The 17,920-nt window shown below is 63.6% G+C and carries 17 protein-coding genes; 1 reads left to right on the top strand and 16 read right to left on the bottom strand.

What is annotated here, in order from left to right:
- Positions 1–148 precede the first annotated feature (148 nt).
- Complete coding sequence (locus tag U1E26_07200) at positions 149–493, bottom strand: LysM peptidoglycan-binding domain-containing protein (GenBank protein MDZ4169426.1); 345 nt, start codon at positions 491–493, stop codon at positions 149–151.
- 193 nt (positions 494–686) lie between these two features.
- Between U1E26_07200 and lexA the strand changes: the two genes are divergently transcribed.
- On the top strand, positions 687–1,346 hold the full coding sequence (gene lexA, locus U1E26_07195; GenBank protein MDZ4169425.1) for a transcriptional repressor LexA: 660 nt from the start codon (positions 687–689) through the stop codon (positions 1,344–1,346).
- Here the strand turns inward: lexA and hflX are convergent.
- From hflX to U1E26_07120, 15 genes are all read right to left on the bottom strand, one after another.
- Positions 1,343–2,662: a GTPase HflX gene (hflX, locus tag U1E26_07190; GenBank protein ID MDZ4169424.1), complete on the bottom strand. Its 1,320-nt coding sequence runs from the start codon at positions 2,660–2,662 to the stop codon at positions 1,343–1,345. The genes lexA and hflX overlap by 4 nt on opposite strands.
- Positions 2,663–2,681: 19 nt before the next feature.
- On the bottom strand, positions 2,682–3,839 hold the full coding sequence (locus tag U1E26_07185; GenBank protein ID MDZ4169423.1) for an LL-diaminopimelate aminotransferase: 1,158 nt from the start codon (positions 3,837–3,839) through the stop codon (positions 2,682–2,684).
- A 98-nt stretch (positions 3,840–3,937) separates the two neighbouring features.
- A complete protein-coding gene (locus tag U1E26_07180; GenBank protein MDZ4169422.1) occupies positions 3,938–4,615 on the bottom strand; it encodes a methyltransferase domain-containing protein in 678 nt (225 codons plus the stop codon).
- A gap of 196 nt (positions 4,616–4,811) precedes the next feature.
- The gene (gene dapF, locus U1E26_07175) at positions 4,812–5,687 is read right to left on the bottom strand and encodes a diaminopimelate epimerase (protein ID MDZ4169421.1); all 876 of its coding nucleotides are present in this window, start codon (positions 5,685–5,687) and stop codon (positions 4,812–4,814) included.
- A 34-nt stretch (positions 5,688–5,721) separates the two neighbouring features.
- On the bottom strand, positions 5,722–6,669 hold the full coding sequence (miaA, locus tag U1E26_07170; protein ID MDZ4169420.1) for a tRNA (adenosine(37)-N6)-dimethylallyltransferase MiaA: 948 nt from the start codon (positions 6,667–6,669) through the stop codon (positions 5,722–5,724).
- A gap of 3 nt (positions 6,670–6,672) precedes the next feature.
- Positions 6,673–8,055 (bottom strand): AmmeMemoRadiSam system protein A, encoded by a 1,383-nt coding sequence (amrA, locus tag U1E26_07165; GenBank protein ID MDZ4169419.1) that lies wholly within the window; start codon positions 8,053–8,055, stop codon positions 6,673–6,675.
- A 61-nt stretch (positions 8,056–8,116) separates the two neighbouring features.
- The gene (miaB, locus tag U1E26_07160) at positions 8,117–9,454 is read right to left on the bottom strand and encodes a tRNA (N6-isopentenyl adenosine(37)-C2)-methylthiotransferase MiaB (GenBank protein MDZ4169418.1); all 1,338 of its coding nucleotides are present in this window, start codon (positions 9,452–9,454) and stop codon (positions 8,117–8,119) included.
- Between the two features lie 59 nt (positions 9,455–9,513).
- Positions 9,514–10,332 (bottom strand): PHP domain-containing protein, encoded by an 819-nt coding sequence (locus U1E26_07155; protein MDZ4169417.1) that lies wholly within the window; start codon positions 10,330–10,332, stop codon positions 9,514–9,516.
- A gap of 11 nt (positions 10,333–10,343) precedes the next feature.
- Complete coding sequence (locus U1E26_07150; protein MDZ4169416.1) at positions 10,344–10,619, bottom strand: stage V sporulation protein S; 276 nt, start codon at positions 10,617–10,619, stop codon at positions 10,344–10,346.
- 128 nt (positions 10,620–10,747) lie between these two features.
- Complete coding sequence (locus U1E26_07145) at positions 10,748–11,824, bottom strand: ATP-binding protein (GenBank protein MDZ4169415.1); 1,077 nt, start codon at positions 11,822–11,824, stop codon at positions 10,748–10,750.
- Between the two features lie 34 nt (positions 11,825–11,858).
- Positions 11,859–12,281: a GNAT family N-acetyltransferase gene (locus U1E26_07140; GenBank protein MDZ4169414.1), complete on the bottom strand. Its 423-nt coding sequence runs from the start codon at positions 12,279–12,281 to the stop codon at positions 11,859–11,861.
- Positions 12,282–12,420: 139 nt separating this feature from the next.
- Entirely contained in the window at positions 12,421–13,959 is a 1,539-nt protein-coding gene (gene rny, locus U1E26_07135) for a ribonuclease Y (GenBank protein ID MDZ4169413.1), read from the bottom strand.
- A 330-nt stretch (positions 13,960–14,289) separates the two neighbouring features.
- Positions 14,290–14,892: a regulatory protein RecX gene (locus tag U1E26_07130; protein ID MDZ4169412.1), complete on the bottom strand. Its 603-nt coding sequence runs from the start codon at positions 14,890–14,892 to the stop codon at positions 14,290–14,292.
- 10 nt (positions 14,893–14,902) lie between these two features.
- A complete protein-coding gene (gene recA, locus U1E26_07125) occupies positions 14,903–15,964 on the bottom strand; it encodes a recombinase RecA (GenBank protein ID MDZ4169411.1) in 1,062 nt (353 codons plus the stop codon).
- A gap of 724 nt (positions 15,965–16,688) precedes the next feature.
- On the bottom strand, positions 16,689–17,912 hold the full coding sequence (locus tag U1E26_07120; protein ID MDZ4169410.1) for a nicotinamide-nucleotide amidohydrolase family protein: 1,224 nt from the start codon (positions 17,910–17,912) through the stop codon (positions 16,689–16,691).
- Positions 17,913–17,920: the final 8 nt, after the last annotated feature.

Genomic DNA, 17,920 nt, shown 5'->3' with positions numbered 1-17,920 from the left:
TTAGCACACAAGATATAGGGCTTCAACAGAAGGTCATCGAGAAAGCGCATTGCAGCGGGCGTGAACCTTCGGCATTGGCTGAAGCGATCGTGTCACCTTGAGCCCGGATATCCTATGCAGTGAGAGTTCGGCGCCCGAGAAAGCCAGGCTAACGCATGGCCACAGCCGCTCCGGGTGAGACAGACGACGGGACGTGTACGACGCTCCCGGCGATCAGTGCCGAGCCGGACATCTGATTGAGCGAGGCGATCGCGCTGGCGCACTGTGCGGTATCGAGACCTCGCACAGGGTGAGCGCTAGCTAGGCTCCACAGGGTATCGCCAGGCTGGACGGTCACCGATGAAGTCGTCGCAAAGTCAACGGTTGGAGACTTCGATGCCAGCACGGCGGCGATAAGCAGAGCGATCATGACAGTCGCCACGGCCACATCGCGATTCAGCACGGGCACCGCCCGCGCTCGGGGGCTCCGGTCAGAGTGACGTCTCCGGTCCATACGTCCTACCTCCTGCTTCGAGTAATCGTGTGCGGTCAGCCTACGCTGAGGGTCTGACATCGCCAGATCACTAATGCGAACGTACGTTCGTATACATAGTAACGAACACCTGTTCGGTGTCAAGTAGAAATAGCGAACGCGTGTTTGCACTACACAGGGAACAAGCGTTACACTCCCTGCGTACAGGCGTTCGATGTCGAGGGAGACCGCATTGGCTTACCAGCGGGAACTGACCAAGCGCCAGCAGCAGATCTTGGACTTCATCCGCGCGGAGATTCATCGCAAAGGGTATCCGCCGAGCGTGAGAGAGATCGGAGATGCTGTCGGACTATCGTCCTCGTCGACGGTGCATTCGCATCTTTCTGCGCTCGAATCGAAGGGGTTCATCCGCCGCGATCCATCGAAGCCGCGGGCCTTGGAGGTCTTTGACTTCCGCGACACCGATTCGGCGATCGATTTCGGCCAGGTCCACGCGGTGCCGATCGTAGGCCAGGTCGCCGCCGGTCAGCCGATTCTCGCATCCGAGAACATCGAGGGCACGCTCCCCCTTCCGGCTGAGTTCTCAGGCGAGCGGACGTTCATACTGAAGGTCCGCGGTGACTCGATGATCGAGGCCGGTATCCTCAACGGGGACTTCGTCGTGGTGAAGCAGCAGGAGACCGCCTCCAACGGCGAGATCGTCGTCGCCATGGTTGCCGACGAGTTCTCTGGAGAGCCGGAGGCCACGGTCAAGACATTCTTCCGCGAGGCAGACCGTATCCGGCTTCAGCCCGAGAACTCGGCTATGGAGCCGATCTACGTTCGTGACGTGGTGATCCTCGGAAAGGTCGTCGCGCTGTTTCGGAGGATCTAGCCGTCTTCGTCGGCTGGGGCAACCCGGAACTCCTCGAAGCGCGGAGCTAGAACCGGCGGCACCCGCAGGACAAGCTGGGTGCCATCCTCGCCGTGACGCTCGGACAGTATCTGGGCTCGTTCGTGCGCGAGCCGAACCATCTCACCGCGCGTGTAGGGCACGACCAAGGTGAGCGTGACGCTGTCGCGCGCCGCCTCGTCGGCGATGCGATCGATCACGCCGTCCACGCCCTCGACGTTGAGCGCCGAGCAATAGACCGCGGTGGGATGGCGTCTGGCTAGCGCCACGCGCTCCTCGTCTGACAGCGTGTCGATCTTGTTGAACACCACAACGCTCGGACGTGTGTGCGCGTCGATCTCCTGCAAGACCTCGCGCACGGACTGCATCTGGGCATCACGTTGTGGCGCGCCCGCGTCGGTGACCTGGAGAAGCAGGTCTGCCTCATTGACCTCGTCGAGTGTGGATTTGAAAGCCTCGACCAAACCGTGTGGCAGCTTGTGAATGAACCCGACCGTATCGGTGATCGTGATCTCACGACCGTCCGGTATCTCGAGGCGCCGCGTCGTCGAGTCGAGTGTGGCGAACAGCATGTCATACGCGAGCACGTCGGCGTTCGTGAGCGCGTTGAGGAGCGTCGATTTTCCGGCGTTCGTGTAACCCACGAGTGCCACACGAAAGACGCCTGAGCGAGCTCGACGCTTGCGCTGCAGCTCGCGTTCGCCGGAGACGGCACGGAGCTCACGCTTGAGTTCGGAGATGCGCCTTCGGGCCAGACGGCGGTCCACTTCCAGCTGCGACTCACCTGCGCCGAATCGTGTCCCGCGTCCGCCTCCCAGACGCTCTCGCGTCAGGTGCCCCCACATGCCGCGCAGGCGCGGAAGAAGGTATTCGAGCTGCGCAAGCTCCACCTGGAGCTTCCCCTCGCGGCTCTCGGCGTGCAGCGCGAAGATGTCGAGGATCAGCTGCGTACGGTCGAGCACCTTGACATCAGGAAGGATACCTTCGAGATTGGCCTGCTGGCTCGGGCTGAGGTCATCGTCGAAGATGACGGCCGTGGCGCGTTGGCTCGCCGCCAACGCCGCCACCTCTTCGGCCTTGCCGCTTCCGATGAACGTGCGCGGGTGCGGGCGGTCCATGCGTTGAGTCAGGGTGCCGACCACGTCGGCGCCGGCAGTGTGCGCCAGGCGCGTGAGCTCAGCGAGCGACTCCTCGAGCGGCCAGTCGGCGGAGTTGCGATCGATGCCGACCAGAATCGCGCGCTCTCGTTCCGCGTCGTGCTCTTCGCCGGTATGCGGGTACGTCCTGTTCTTGGTCACGTTAGAAGGGTACGCCCACCTAGAGAGAGGTCTTGATCCGCTCGAGGGCCTCGACGAGACGATCGTCAGGCGTTGCCAGCGAGATGCGGATGTATCCTTCGCCGTCGGGTCCGTATGCGCTGCCGGGGGCGACGATGACGCCGGCCTCGTCAAGCACGCGTCCTGCATACTCGGCAGATGTCGTCCCCTCGGGAATGCGAGCCCACACGTAGATGGTGCCCTTCGGGGTGCGTGCTGACAGCCCGATGGAGTCGAGGGCGTCCATCACCAGGTCACGACGGCGCTGGTAGAGCTTGCTCATCTCGACGACGTCGTCCTGTGGGCCGAGCATGGCCTCTATCGCGGCGTCCTGGACGGCCGTGAATATGCCGGAGTCGATATTGGACTTGACCGTTCCAAGTGCCTTGATCGCATCGGGATTGCCTGCCGCGAACGCCGCTCGCCAGCCGGTCATGTTGTACGCCTTCGAGCAGCTGAACAGTTCGATCGCGACATCGCGCGCGCCCGGGCGCTCCAGTAGGCTTGGCGGCTTGTAGCCGTCAAAGCCGATCTCCGAGTACGCGTTGTCGTGCACGAGCAGAATGTCGTGCTCGCGGGCGAATGCGATCGCCTTGTCGAAGTATTCGACCGGCGCGATGGCTGACGACGGATTGTTGGGGTAGCTCAGGAACATCATCTTCGTCTTGGCTAGCACGTCTGCGGGCGTGGACTCGAAGTCGGCCAGCCAGTCGTTGCTGTCACTCATCGGCATCCAGTGGGTCAGTCCGCCAGAGAGGATGCCTCCGGTGTGATACACGGGGTAGCCGACGCCGGGCACGAGCGTGTAGTCGCCCGGATCGACGAACGCCGGGAACAGGTGGGCGATGCCCTCCTTGCTACCGATGAGAGCGAGAACCTCGGTGGCGGGATCGAGCTCGATCGCGAAGCGCCGCCGCACCCACTCAGCGCACGCCTCACGGTAGGGCTTGGAGCCGTAGTAGCTCGGATACTGGTGGTTGCCGGGGTTCCGTATGGCCTGCGCCATCGCATCGACGATGCGGTTAGGCGTCGGCATGTCGGGGTCACCGATGCCCAGAGAGATCACGTCCACACCCTGCGCCTGCTTCTCCTCCTTCTTGCGGTCGATCTCGGCGAAGAGGTACGGGGGCAGATTCGCGATGCGCGTGGCGGTCCTCAAGGCGATCAGCATCCTTCTCGTATCGGTGGACGATCACATCGGTGACCGTGGGTCGTGCGTGACATGGTAACACTCGTGGCGGCCCGGTGAAGTGGCCTTCACGAGCCGTTACGCTTGCGAAACATGGAGACGCGTACCGCACCGGTGACCTCGACCTCGGCGGGCAGTCCGGTGATCGATTCTCGGATGACCGCGTCGTCGACATGGTGCGAGGACGGACCCATAGCCACCAGGTCGGTGATGTCTGAGTGACTCAATCGCATCGCGAAGGCGACGTCATGATCCACAGCCATCTCGAAATCGTCGGCCATCACCGCGGCCAGACGCTCGTGCTTTGCTGGCTCGATTCGCAGCAGCGGTAGGATGGTTCGCACTTCACACAGATGCGAAGCCAGCGGCGTCACCGCGACGACGACGCCCGAAGGGGCGAGTACACGCGCGAACTCAGAAGCGTTCCTGGGGGCGAAGAAGTTCAGCACCGCGTCGAAGACCCCAGAGGCCAGCGGCAGGGGTCTCCAGATGTCTGCGACCACAGACAGGATGCGTGGGTGCGCTTGGGCGGCCCGACGCGCCGCGTACTTGGATAGGTCGAGTGCCACACCGGCGCAACGCGCCGAGTCCGCGTCCAGCACCCGTGAGAGCAGCCACCCGGTGCCCGCCCCGGCATCTGCGATCGGACGGCCTGCGCTTGGTGACGACGCTAGGGCGTCGACGACCGCGGCCGCGATGGGGTCGTAGTGTGAACCCGCCAAGAACCGCGATCGCGCGGTGACCATATCCGCGCTGTCCCCGGTGTCAGACGTCGATCCTCCCGCAAGAAGGCTCACGTAGCCTTGACGGGCGAGGTCGAAAACGTGGCCCGCTTCGCACGCGAGAGAACCGGATGTGGCGTGCAGAGGTTCTGTGCAGACCGGACAGGCAAGCGTAGCGAGTGCCTCATTGCTCAGAGCCAGTGAAGGGCGGCGGTCGACGTCAGTCATCCTCGGGAATGCGGAGCACTCCCGCGAAGACCTCTTCCGCAGGCCCGGTCATGAGTACATGTCCGTCTTCAGACCACCGGATAACGAGTTCGCCTCCGGGGAGTTCCACAGTGGCGTCCCGTCCTCCCCGGCATGACAGCGCGGTGGCTACCGTCGCTGCGCAAGCACCCGTCCCACAGGCAAGCGTCTCCCCCACTCCCCGCTCCCACACGCGCAGGCGCATGCGATCGTCTCCAAGGATCTGGACGAACTCGACGTTGGTCTTTCGGGGAAACGCGGGATCAATCTCGATCTCGGATCCAAGCTCGTACACGGGAGCGGTCTCCACATCATCGACGAAGATGATGCAGTGAGGGTTGCCCATAGAGATGCACGATACGGAAACTGGCCCCGTCGAGGTGTTCAGATCGCAGTTGATGACCGGATCCTCAGGGTCCTCGCACGACAAGGTGGTGGGAATATCGGCGGGACGGAGGATGGGAGCCCCCATGTCGACGGTGGCAGACTCCACAAGGCCGTCATCCGAGCGCCTGATCTCGACCTCATAGACTCCCAGATCGGTCTCGACGCGGACGGAGCGTGACTCAGCAGAGACGAGGCCGTGGTCGACCACGTACTTGGCAAAGCACCGAATCCCGTTGCCGCACATCTCCGCCACGGATCCATCGGAGTTTCGGAACCACCACGAGAAGTCCGCCTCTCCTGTGGTCGCCGGGCGCACCAGCATGAGGCCGTCAGCGCCGATGCCGAAGTTCCTGTCGCAGAACCACTCGACCGCTTCAGGAGCCAGCTCGAGTTCTCCCTCACGGTCGTCGATGACGATGAAATCGTTGCCGAGCCCGTGCATCTTCGTGAAGTTCAGATCCACTGTGTTCGCGCCCCCTGACGTGCGGTAGGTACTCTCATCTTAGCGCCTCTTGGGCCGCAGCGAGCGTTTCGGCAGGTGAAAGATCGGTCACATCCACCCATCGTATGCGTTCGTCCGCGCGGAACCAGGTGAGTTGACGCTTAGCGTAGCGACGTGTGGCCATCTTGACCGAAGCGACGGCCTCATCGACCGAGAGGGCGCCATCGAGGACCGGTACGAACTCCTTGTAGCCGATTGCCTGCGCGGCGGTGAGCGCCTCGCGAAACCCCGAGCGCACAAGCAGCTCGACTTCGGCTAGCAGTCCGGCTGCCATCATCGAGTCCACCCGCCTGTCGATGCGCTCATAGAGTGCCCGGCGTTCCATGGTCAATCCGAGAAACGCCGCAGCGAAGATGCTTGTGCGCTCTGAGAACCCACACGCCTGTGTTGCGTAAGAGACCCCCTCGTCCGCCATCTCGAGGGCGCGCAGGACCCGACGCACGTTGTTCGGGTGGATGAGGGCAGCGCTTTTGGGGTCGCGGTCGGCAAGCAGTGCATGGAGGCCCTGCGGGCCCAACTCAGCCGCCAGGGCCCCATAGCGTTCGCGCGTCGTGTCAGCATCCCGTTCAGCCGGCGGCGGGAACGAAAGTGGATCGAGTGCGGCTCTCACGTAGAGTCCTGTGCCGCCGCACACGATAGGCAGTCGACCGCGCGCAGCACAGCCGGCGATGGCCTCGCGTGCGTCTCGCTGGAAGAGAGCAGCGGAGTACGGGGTGCCGGGGTCGACCAGGTCGACACAGTGGTACGGCACCATCCGCTTAGTCAGGCTCGGCTTCGCCGTCCCGATGTCCATCCCCCGGTACACCTGCATGGCATCGGCCGATACGATCTCGCCGTCGTCGGCCAGTGCGAGGCGCTCCGCGACGTCGGACTTCCCTACGCATGTTGGTCCGACCACGGCCAGGACGCGCAGGGTTGAGGTGTCTGAGGGGTGTTCGCTCACCCGCTAAGTGTAGCGGTCCACCTGGAAGCGCTGCAGGGCGTACTCCTCTTTGGGCCCGATTCCGGCCTTTCGCAGCGCAATGGCGATCTGGGTATCAACGTCGTCCACCCCGTCGAGATCGGGTAGGAGCAGACCGCGTCGCCATCCACTGGTGACGATCACCCCGAAGTGCGCGGGGTCCAGGTCCTCCACTGCGGCGGGCTCGGGAGCATGAAGCACATCCACTTTGATCTCGAGGTCCTCGAGTTCATCAGCTGAGAGTGACGGGAACCGCGGGTCGTTGGTCGCCGCCTCGACTGCGTTGCCCACCACCTCCGCTCCAAGGTACGCCTGCGTGGGTGCGATGGTGCCGATGCAGCCACGCAGGTCCCCGTGACGGTGGAGGGAGACGAAGACGCCGGCGCGCTCCGGATACTCAGCACCCGCGAGCGCGGCGTCGGACACCACGGCGTCGGCGCTCACGCGTGACACGATGGCCCTGCGCGCGAGCCTGACGACCTCAGACTCGTCCGCTCCGGGAGTCCCGCCTCGGTACCCGGTCGCGGGTGTCCGAGCCGCGTCGTCGGATTCGAGGGCTGCGTGGCCGACGAGCGCGGTGAGGTATCCGACGCCCCACGGCCCCTCATACGACAACTTCCGTACGGGTGCGGGGTCCTCGCCGCAGTACCCTCCGAGCGCGATGATGGAGCGAAGCCCGCACTCGCCTCCCGCCTCCGCCAGATCGCGATCACAGTCCACCAGCTGCGCGAGAGACCCTTGGGCAACGCGGTCGATGATCCAAGCGTCCAGCTCCTGTCCCCGAACCGAGTAGCCCGCCGGTGCGTCGGGGGTCAATCGATGCGAGAGATCACCGCTGGCGATGAACGCAACGCGGCGACCGATGCGTTCGGCGGCACAGGCGACCGCAGCGCCGAAGTCACGGTGAGCGTGGTAGCCAAGGTGGGACAGTGAGACGACGACCAGCGCATAGCGCGAGTCCTTGTCGAGAAAATCCAGCGGGACGATCGACGCGTGATCGAGCCAGCCGGGCTGCAGCCGGGGGTCCTCCGAGCGCAGGGCGACCGCGTGTCCCACGGTAGCCACTTCCGAGGCGATCGCGGAAGCGAGTTCAGGGTCTCCTCGATACGAGCGCAAACGATCGTCGCCGAACGTACCAAGTGACCCCGACAGCTGCTCGGCCCCGTCAACGAGGAAGGCGTCTGCGAGCGCGGGAGCGTGCGGAGACATGAGCACGAGGGTATCGGGGTCGAACAGATGCAACGCGTGGGCGGCCCTCTGGAGCGCGTCGATCGATCGTCGGGTCTGATGAGTGCGCTCTCCACCCACACTCGCTACGAAGATCGGAGGATGCGGCGCGATGACGCCGAAGACGGGCACGCTACTCATGTCTGCTAGACCCCCTGGACTGCGGCCTTCCCGTATACGCGCTGCCGGAAGACGACCCTACTTAGGGGTTCGTACCCAGCAAGCGACCGGAAAGGAACCAGGTCTGAGCATCTTCGATGGAGACGTCCAGAACCTTGCCGGCGAACGAAGAGGCGCTCTGTTCGTCCCCAAGGGTCACGTGAACCACCTTGTTGCCGGGGGTGCGCCCCGCGAGCACGCGCGGGTCGCGTTTGCTCGTGCCGGTGAACAGCACGGGTTGCACGGTGCCGGTGAGAACCTTGTTCTTGGCGAATGCCGAGCGCTGCACGAGATCCACAAGCCGGTCGAACCTCACCTGCGAGACCTCCCGGGGCACCTGATCACCCATGCTAGCGGCGGGCGTACCCTCGCGTGGCGAGTATATGAAGGTGAACGCCTGATCGACGCGAGCGGTCTGAACGAGGTGCAAAGTGCGTTCGAAATCGTCCTCCGTCTCTCCGGGGAACCCGACGATCACATCGGTCGACAGCGCCATGTGCGGTAGAGCGGAGTAGAGTTTCTCGACCAGTTCCAGGTAGTGCTCGGCGGTGTAGTGACGGTTCATCCTTGCAAGGATCGCGTCGGAACCGGACTGAACCGGCAGATGCAGGTACGGCATGACTGCAGGAGTGTCGGTCATGACGCGGATCGTCTCGTCCAGAAGATCCTTCGGGTGGCTCGTGGCGAAGCGGATCCTCTGCACCCCGGTATCGGCTACACGCCGAAGGATCTCGGCAAAACGGGGTTCGCCGAAAAGGTCCCGTCCATACGAGTTGACGTTCTGGCCCAGAAGCGTGATCTCGAGTACGCCGTCTGCCACGAGGTGCTGCGCCTCCAGGACGATAGCCTCCATGGAGCGGCTGCGCTCCCGGCCACGGACGTGAGGTACCACGCAGTATGAGCAGAAGTTGTTGCACCCGACCGTTATCGGCAGCCATGCGTGCCATGGATGCTCGCGCTCGCTGGGTAGATCGCTCGTGAACTCGGTGGACTCGGCCAACACCTCCACCTGGGCACGGTTGGCGTCGCGGGCCGCCTGAAGCAGGAAGGGAAGCCTGCTCACGTTGTGCGTGCCGAACACCACATCGATGTGCGGCACCTGTTCGATGAGGCGTTCTCCGTCTCTTTGTCCGATGCACCCACCGACGGCAATCAAGGGACCCTCGCCTCTCCGAGGTTTGAGCGCCTTGAGACTTGCCACCTGACCGATGAGTCGTTCGTCGGCATTCTCCCTGACGCAGCACGTCATGAAGACGATGACATGGGCGTCCTGTGCCTCTGAGACCGGCCGCATGCCAGCGGCTGACAGGAGCCCGCTGATGCGCTCGGAGTCGTGCTTGTTCATCTGGCACCCGAAGGTGCGAATCACGAAGGTGTCCATAGCGGATTGGGAGTGTAGCACGCTGTCCGCGAGCAAAGCTCGGGACCTGATCCGCCCCGTCATCTGCCCGAAGCGGCTAGAAGCCGGCGAAGTGCTTCTTCGGGCAGATCGACGCTGCCAAGAGCCGGGTTAGGCCCGTTCAAGGAATGGAAGTCCGAACCGCCGGTCACGAGGAGCCCAAGACGGGTAGCCTGCTCGGCGAACTCCCGGCGCACCTCCGGCAGATGGTCGGCGTGGTAGGCCTCCACGCCCGCAAGGCCATGGGCGGCGAGGCCCTCGATCAGGTTGCCGAGTCCTCCGACTCCGGGGTGTGCGATGACCGGTATCCCACCGGCACTTCTGATGCACCGAATCGCCTCTTCAGGCGAGTGCGCCTCCTTGGCGACGTAGTACGGACGTCCTCTGCCGATGAGGTGAAGAAAAGCATCGTGAACCGACCGCGCATGACCTGCGGTGACGATAGCCCGGGCGACGTGACTGCGACCGACCGCTCCGCTGCCGGCGTGGTGGAGGACGTCGTTCAGTGAGATGGTCAGACCGGCGGCAGACAGAGCTTCGGTCATGAGAGCCGCGCGGCGAAGACGCGCAGCGCGCAGGTCACGGAGTTCACTTCGGAACGGTGCGTTCGTCCGATCGACGAAGAAGCCCAGAATGTGGACGTCAGAACCGTCAGGGGAGGTTGCGGAGAGCTCGACCCCCGGTATCAGCACCACGCCGAGGTTCTTGGCCGAGGCCGAGGCCTCGTCCAGCCCGTCGACGGAGTCATGGTCGGTGAGCGCAAGGTGGGTGAGACCTGACGAGGCTGCAAGTTCGACAAGCTCACGGGGCGTGAGCATCCCATCGGAGGCGGTGGAGTGTGTGTGCAGGTCCGCCTTCACGGCATGCAAGGTCAGACCCGATTCATGTCCCTGGGCTCTACCAGCAGGCGAATCGCAGTTCTCTCCTCGCCGTTGATCAGGATGTCTGCGAAGGCGGGAACACAGGTGAGCTCCAGGCCTGAGGGCGCTATGAAGCCCCGTGCGATCGCAATCGCTTTGATGGCCTGATTGAGAGCCCCCGCTCCCACCGTCTGCATCTCGACCGCGCCTTGCTCGCGAACGATGCCGGCGAGTGCCCCTGCGACGGAGTTGGGATTTGACTTGCTCGACACCTTAAGGACTTCCACGGTCCCTCCCTGGTGGAACTGTAGCTTCGTGCCGCGTGTGAGGCGGCTGCTGCGTTTGGTGGCGTGATCTATGGTACGACGCGTGTAAGTGGCGCGTTCTTCAGTATATCGCGCGGGAGACGAAGGTGTTAGTCCTCTTTATCCACCTCGAACCGAACACGGATATCGTCCCGACCGACAGTGATCTTCGGAGCCGTACGCAAGTGGAGAAAGTAGCGTTCCGCGATCGCATCGAAAGCGCGCTCAAGCTCGCCCGAGAAAGCGTCCAAGTCACCGGCATCGATCTTCAGACCGCGACGATCCCGGTAGATGTCGACGGCACGGGGATCCACGGCCGCCACAGTCGACTTGAGCGCGGTCGCCGCAACAGTCCTCAAGGGCACTACGTCCCCGGCCAGTATGCGATGAGCGGTTCTCTCGGACACCGGTAGACCGATGTCGCTTGCGGTGTCGCACAGTTCGGCTGCATCGACGGCTGCCCCGGGCCGCTGCCACACCTGCAGGCGGCTCAGATCGTCGCAGCGCAAGAGGTCCACTTCGTCCATCTCGAAGCGAGCCAAAGTCACGACGGTGGCAAGTACCTCGGTGGGCGAGCCGAAGAACAGGTCGATCTCCGGGTGCTCCAGGGCGAACTCAACGACGTTGCGTACGATGTTGTGCGGCCCCCGGGCAACTCGTGCGCTACCCGATGCATTCTTGTCGATGGTCGGCCAGGTGGACTGGTCGGCACGCTCCGTCAGCGAGGAGGTATCGACGGTCACATTGACCGAGGCGCCGCGGTGGGGAGCGCTTGCGATGATGTCGGCCGACAGAGCGTTGGAGCGGATGGAGAAGAGCGCCATCCCCCGCCCGTGCACCCCCCAGCGGTCCATGACCATAGTCTCAAGCTTGCTCGTGACGCGCGGCTCGAAGATGCGCTCACGCAACGACGTGGGCACACCAACTCCATCGTCCAGAACCGTGAGCGTGCGAACGTCGCCCTCGCGCTGAGTCGCCACGAGAATCCGTTGAGCGTGGGCATCGCGCGCGTTTCGAAGGAGCTCAACGACGATGTCCTCGACGCCCCGGATGTCGTGCTTCGCCTGGCGGCGCTCCGCCTCAGAGACCTGGAGGCGAACGAAGCCTTCGCCGAGGTTCTCCTCGACCTTGAGATAGGTGTCACCGGATACTGCGGTGACAAATGAGAGCAGGTCTTTGTCCGTCATGGAGACAGGATAACCCGACTCGGCGCGCTGACACTCACTCGACACATCTCTTCTCGAGCCAAACGAGCGTGGTAGCTGCTGTCTCCTCGGTAGCGAAAAGGCGGTATCCCCGCTTCTCGTACAGTGCACGAGGCGCGACTGCGTCGTGCCCGGTGAAAAGGATGAAGCGCTGGGGGCGAGAGAATGAGGACTCGAGCGCGTCCATCAGGGCGCTGGCCACGCCACGTCGTGTCCAGCCGCTCGCCACACAGAGTCTGCCGACCTCCACGCCGGATTCGGTCTGCCAGCCGCGCACGCTCCCGACGAGTTCGCGCCCGCTGAAGGCCATCAAGAACACCGTTCCTTCATCGAGGAGTCGCTGGAGATCCCCCAGGGTTTCGCGCAGCGGAGGAAGAAGATCACTCGCGATCGACAGCTCGGCAGATACCCGATAGAACGCATCTCGTTGAACCCGCAAGCACTCAGCGAGATCGTCCTTGGTTGCGGTTCGTATTTGAACGGACTCATCCGTCGTGATGATGAACTCCCCCGCTTCCCAAACGACCGAAACCCCCGGCCGGTCAGGCCAGGGGTTTCGTGAGTGAAATCACCAAGAACTACTTCGCGTAGTCCACGGCCCTGCTCTCGCGAATCACCATGACCTTGACCTGACCCGGATACTCGAGCTCGTCCTCGATCTGCTTGGCGATGTCGCGGGCAAGTACGACCGAATCGGAGTCTGAAATCTGGTCCGGCTTGACCATAACGCGAATCTCGCGGCCGGCCTGCATGGCATACGTGCGTTCGACGCCGCGATGCGAGTTTGCGACCGCTTCAAGCTTCTCAAGCCGCTTGATGTAGCTCTCGAGCGTCTCGCGGCGGGCACCCGGACGAGCGGCTGATATGGCATCAGCAGCCTGGACCAAGACGGCTTCGATGGTTGCAGGCTCGACGTCTGCATGATGCGCTTCGATGGCGTGGACGATGGCCTTGGGCTCGTTCATGCGGCGGGCAAGGTCCGCTCCGATGACGGCGTGAGGGCCCTCGACTTCGTGATCGATGGCCTTCCCGAGGTCGTGGAGGAGTCCGGCGCGCTTCGCCAGCGTCGTGTCGACTCCAAGCTCCGCAGCCATGACTCCGCACAACCACGACACTTCGAGCGAGTGGTTGAGGACGTTCTGTCCGTAGCTCGTACGGAACTTGAGGCGGCCGAGGGTGCGAATCAGCTCGGGGTGCAGGTTGTGAACTCCGGAGTCGAACGCGGCCTGCTCGCCGGCCTCGTGTATCTGCTGGCTGACGATCTGGTCCGCCTTGTTGAACATCTCCTCGATGCGGGCGGGATGGATACGTCCGTCTGCGATCAGGGTCTCGAGTGTGATGCGGCCGACCTCACGCCGAACCGGGTCGAAGCTGGAGAGCACGACGGCCTCGGGGGTGTCATCGACAATCAGGTTGATGCCCGTCAACTGCTCGAACGCCCTGATGTTGCGACCCTCACGACCGATGAGGCGGCCCTTCATGTCGTCACTGGGGATGTGAACGACCGACACGGTGGACTCGGCCGTGTGATCGGCGGCAACGCGCTGAATCGCAATGCTCACGATGTTGCGCGCCTTCTTGTCTGCTTCCTCACGTGCACGTGATTCCGCCTCGCGAATGTAGTTGGCGGCGTCACGCTTCACGTCATCCTGGATACGATTGAGAAGCTCCTGACGAGCTTCGTCGGCCGTCATGCCGGCCACCGACTCAAGGCGCCCACGCTCCTCGTCGATCATCTCCTCCAGATCCTTCTCACGCTTCTGGATCTGGCCCTGCTGCGAGGCGAGCTGGTGTTCGCGCTTGTCCATGGACTCGGCGCGCCGGTCAACCGACTCCTCGCGCTGTGCGAGACGGGTCTCCGCGGCTTGAATCTCCTTGCGACGCTCCTTGACCTCGGCTTCCGTCTCCTGCTTCAAGCGGAAGATCTGATCCTTCGCTTCGAGCAGCGCTTCCTTCTTGAGGGTCTCGGCCTGCTTCTCCGCGTCCTTGACGAGGCGTTCAGCTTCGTCTGTAGCGCGGGATGCGCGATCCTTGATGAGGTAACGATTGATCGCGTAGCCGAGGGCGATGCCGATGAGTAGTGCGACGATGACGATGAGTAGCTGCGTTGCGTCCATACGCCCTCCTTCCATTGGTGGTGTCAAGCTCATGTCAATGGCGAACAGCGTGCACAGCTCTCAAACAAAGAATAAGAGCCGGACACATCGGTCCGGCACCCGTGATTCACGACGAAAGGGCGAACGACCTGCAGGTATGCGCACGCGAGGCACTACGGCCATTCGTTAGCGCAAATCGTCAGAACGCCACTCAACCGCTCCCCCGCGTATCACGGAGCGCGAATAATCACAGATGCTATGCAGATAGTACGCTTGAGCAGGAGAAACCGTCAACTGAAGCGCCCCACATGCAATCTGACGAACGGCAAAATGCTCTGACGAACGGCACCGCTACTCGTGCCGTGGTTCTTCGCGAAGCACTTCGAGAACCTGGGTGACGCTGAATCCGCGGTTCACGAAACGGCGCAGAACCTTCTCACGACTATCTGAATCACGCCTGGGGCGGTTGGCGAGAAGCGTCCTGAGAAGCTCGGTCTCGGACCCATACTCTTCGGCCAGAGCCGCGGTGGCAATCGTTTCGGCTACGCCGTGACGACGCAGATCGGCGGCGATGCGCCTACCGCCGAATCCGCTCCGAGCCTGGGTGCGCACAAGCATGCGCGCGAAGCGATCGTCGTCGATGAGACCGAGTTCCACGAACCGACCGCAGATGGTTTCGCTCAGGGCAACCGAGTAGCCGTCGGTCTGCAGGCGCGACGCCACATCGGCTCGCGACCGCTCGCGTGAGGACAGCATTCTCAGTACCCGGTCCCGGGCGCATGAGTCTTCACTCTGGGCGAGTTGCTCTTCATCGACCAGTGACCCCTCTTCCAGCGCCAGGACCTTGATGACCGCAGCGGAAGTTGTCCGCGAGCTGCCGTCATCGAAAACGAGGCGCCGGACCCTGCCAGCGGGTCCGGTCACCTCGATTCGTTGCACGGTCACGGCGCCCATCAAGGCGAGCCTACTTGTCAGCGGCGATCGGCACCACGCTCGCCGCTTCAGGGGAGGCCTCGGCGAGGGCCGGAGCCGCACCTGGCAGCCCGATCGACGATCGGATCTTGAGTTCGATCTCGTCACGGAGATCGGGGGTCTCGCGCAGGAACTCCTTCGCGGCCTCACGTCCTTGGCCGAGGCGCTCCTCGCCGTACGTGTACCAGGCACCCGACTTGGCCACGATGCCCTCCTCGACACCCAGATCGAGGATGGACCCCTCCTTTGAGATCCCGCTGCCGTACATGAGGTCGAACTCAGCCTGCCTGAACGGCGGAGCCACCTTGTTCTTCACGACCTTAGCGCGGACACGGTTACCAACGATGTCGGTGCCTTGCTTGATGGAGTCGACCCTGCGCACATCGATGCGGATCGTTGAGAAGAACTTGAGGGCGCGGCCGCCGGTGGTCGTCTCAGGGCTGCCGAACATGACGCCGATCTTCTCTCGGAGCTGATTGATGAATATGCAGGTAGTGTGCGATTTGCTCAGAGAGCCGGCCAGCTTGCGCAGAGCCTGGCTCATCAGCCGGGCTTGAAGGCCGATGGACGCGTCGCCCATCTCCCCCTCGAGTTCAGCACGCGGGACGAGCGCGGCGACCGAGTCGATGACGACGGCGTCGATCGCTCCGCTGCGAACCAGCATGTCGGCTATCTCCAAGGCCTGCTCGCCCGTGTCCGGCTGGCTGATCAACAGCTCGTCGATGTCGACACCCAGCTTGGCGGCATATCCGGGGTCCAAAGCGTGTTCTGCGTCGATGAACGCGACCACGCCGCCCATCGCTTGGGCCTCGGCCAAGATCTGCAGGGCCAGCGTCGTCTTGCCGGATGACTCAGGACCGTAGATCTCCACGATTCGTCCCCGCGGGATGCCTCCGATACCCAGTGCGGCATCCAGGGCCAGCGATCCGGTGGGTATCACCGCGATCTGTACGTTCGACGCATGGTCGCCGAGCTTCATGATCGACCCCTTGCCGAACTTCTTGTCGATCTGTTCCTTGGTGACGTCGAGAATCTTCTCTTTGTCGCGATCCATTCCTCACTCGCTCCAATCCGGGATGCGGGGAACCCTAGGGGCAACCCGACCCTACACGAACACCTGTTCGATGTCAACGACCTCTGATGTACCTGCGCCGCCGACTTTGACGGTCGATCATCGCGGCACACATCGGTCGTCGTCGTTGCCCCCGAGCGGCCATGATTCCAAAACCTCGTAGACCGGGCCGCGCTTCGTCAGCCGGCTTGAGAACAACGTAACCGAGAGCACTGACATGAAGGTGTCATCGCTGGTCAAAGCCACAGAAGCCCCCGTGAGAGCGACGTCACTCAGCGTGCGGACGCCTCGCGCGCGACAGAGGGTCACGTGGGGTTTCACGGACGGCCGATGCGGCGGTCGACCCAGTGCCTGAAAGGCGGAGCCCGCCACGGCGGTGCATAGGCCGCGGAAGGAGTCGTGATCGTCGGAGAACGAGGCCCAGATCATCCGGCATCGTGACGGATGCGGAATCGCTTGAAGGCCGCCGAATCGAAGTGAGAAGGGCGCTATCGACCCGAGCTGCGAGTCCATCGACGACGAAAGCTGGTGCAGACCGCTGGTCGGTACCTCCCCAAGGAAGCTCACCGTGGCGTGGAGGTTGTCCGCAGTAACCCATTTCTCCCCGCCCCACTCAGGCGCAGCCGCTCGGAGGCTTTGGGTACACCGCACGAGGGCCTCGCGCAGCGCTGGCTGCAGGGCGACTGCTAAGAAGCATCTCAAGGTGTCACAACCCCACGATCTCGCGGCGCAGCAGGTCCAAAGCGACGGTCACCGCCCGATCACGGATCGCGAGGCGACCTGTGGGCGCGAAGCGTCGCGCGACCGCATACGTCTTCGAGCGGTCGGCCACCCCGAACCACACCAGTCCGACTGGCTTGTCTGCGCTGCCGCCCGTGGGGCCCGCGATGCCGGTGACCGAGAGCGCAACGTCGGCGTGAAGCCGGGCCCGGGCGCCCTCTGCCATAGCCTTCGCCGTCTCCTCGCTCACGGCTCCGTACTGGGCAAGAAGGCCGGGAGGTACATCGAGCAGCTCGATCTTGACCTCGTTGTCGTAGGCCACGACCCCTCCGAGGAAGACGTCAGAGGCTCCCGGAACGCTCGTGAGAGCCTGAGACACCATCCCCCCGGTACACGATTCGGCAAGCGCGATGTGTACTTTGGATGCGCGGGCTGCAGCAACGACGGCCCCAGCCAGTGTGTCTCCGTCGATCGAGTAGACGTGATCGTCGAGCTCAGAAGCGACCGCGTCGGCCGCCCGTCTGAGCCGGGCGGCACCGCCGCCCTCATCGACGAGGATGACGTGGACGTCTCCTGGTCGCGCGAGCACCGTGAGGCGCACGCCCGGAAACGGCTCGAGCGCACGTAGTGCCCGGACCTGGGCGTCAGACTCTCCTAGGCCCGTGACTCCCAGGTCGATCGGAAACATCTTTTGCTCCGGGAAGCGTGCGAGCAAGGCTGCAAGCATGGGACGCATCTCGGTCGGAGGACCGGGAAGCAGCGAGAGGATGCACGACCCGGTTGAGATGATCAGCCCCGGGGCGGTGCCCGTCGTGGGCATGATCACATCCGCGCCTTCGAGCACGTCCGCTTGTCTGAGAACCTGAGCTGCCGCCTGCGGGTCGGTGTGACGACTGAGGACCGGTCGCAGATGATTCTCTAGAGCCGAGTCTCTGGTGAGAGTGGCCCCGAGGGCCTGAGCCGCCGCCTCGCGGGTGATATCGTCGTGGGTGGGGCCAAGACCACCCGTGACCACGACGAGTGCGTTCTCATCCGCCAGACGCCGCAGCGTATCGGCGATCACTGACATCACGTCACCAACGCTTACCGTCTCGGCGACCCAGAAACCCCGAGCAGTGAGCGCGTGGGCGACCTCGGCGGTGTTCGTGTCGACTCGAAGTCCCTCGACGAGTTCTGAGCCCACCGTCACTATCGCCGCGCGAGGGCGCATCAGGTCTC

Source organism: Coriobacteriia bacterium, from assembly GCA_034370385.1.
Classification (GTDB): Bacteria; Actinomycetota; Coriobacteriia; order Anaerosomatales; family PHET01; genus JAXMKZ01.
The sequence above is the reverse complement of the archived record's forward strand: the minus strand, read 5'-3'. Positions and strand labels throughout refer to the sequence as shown.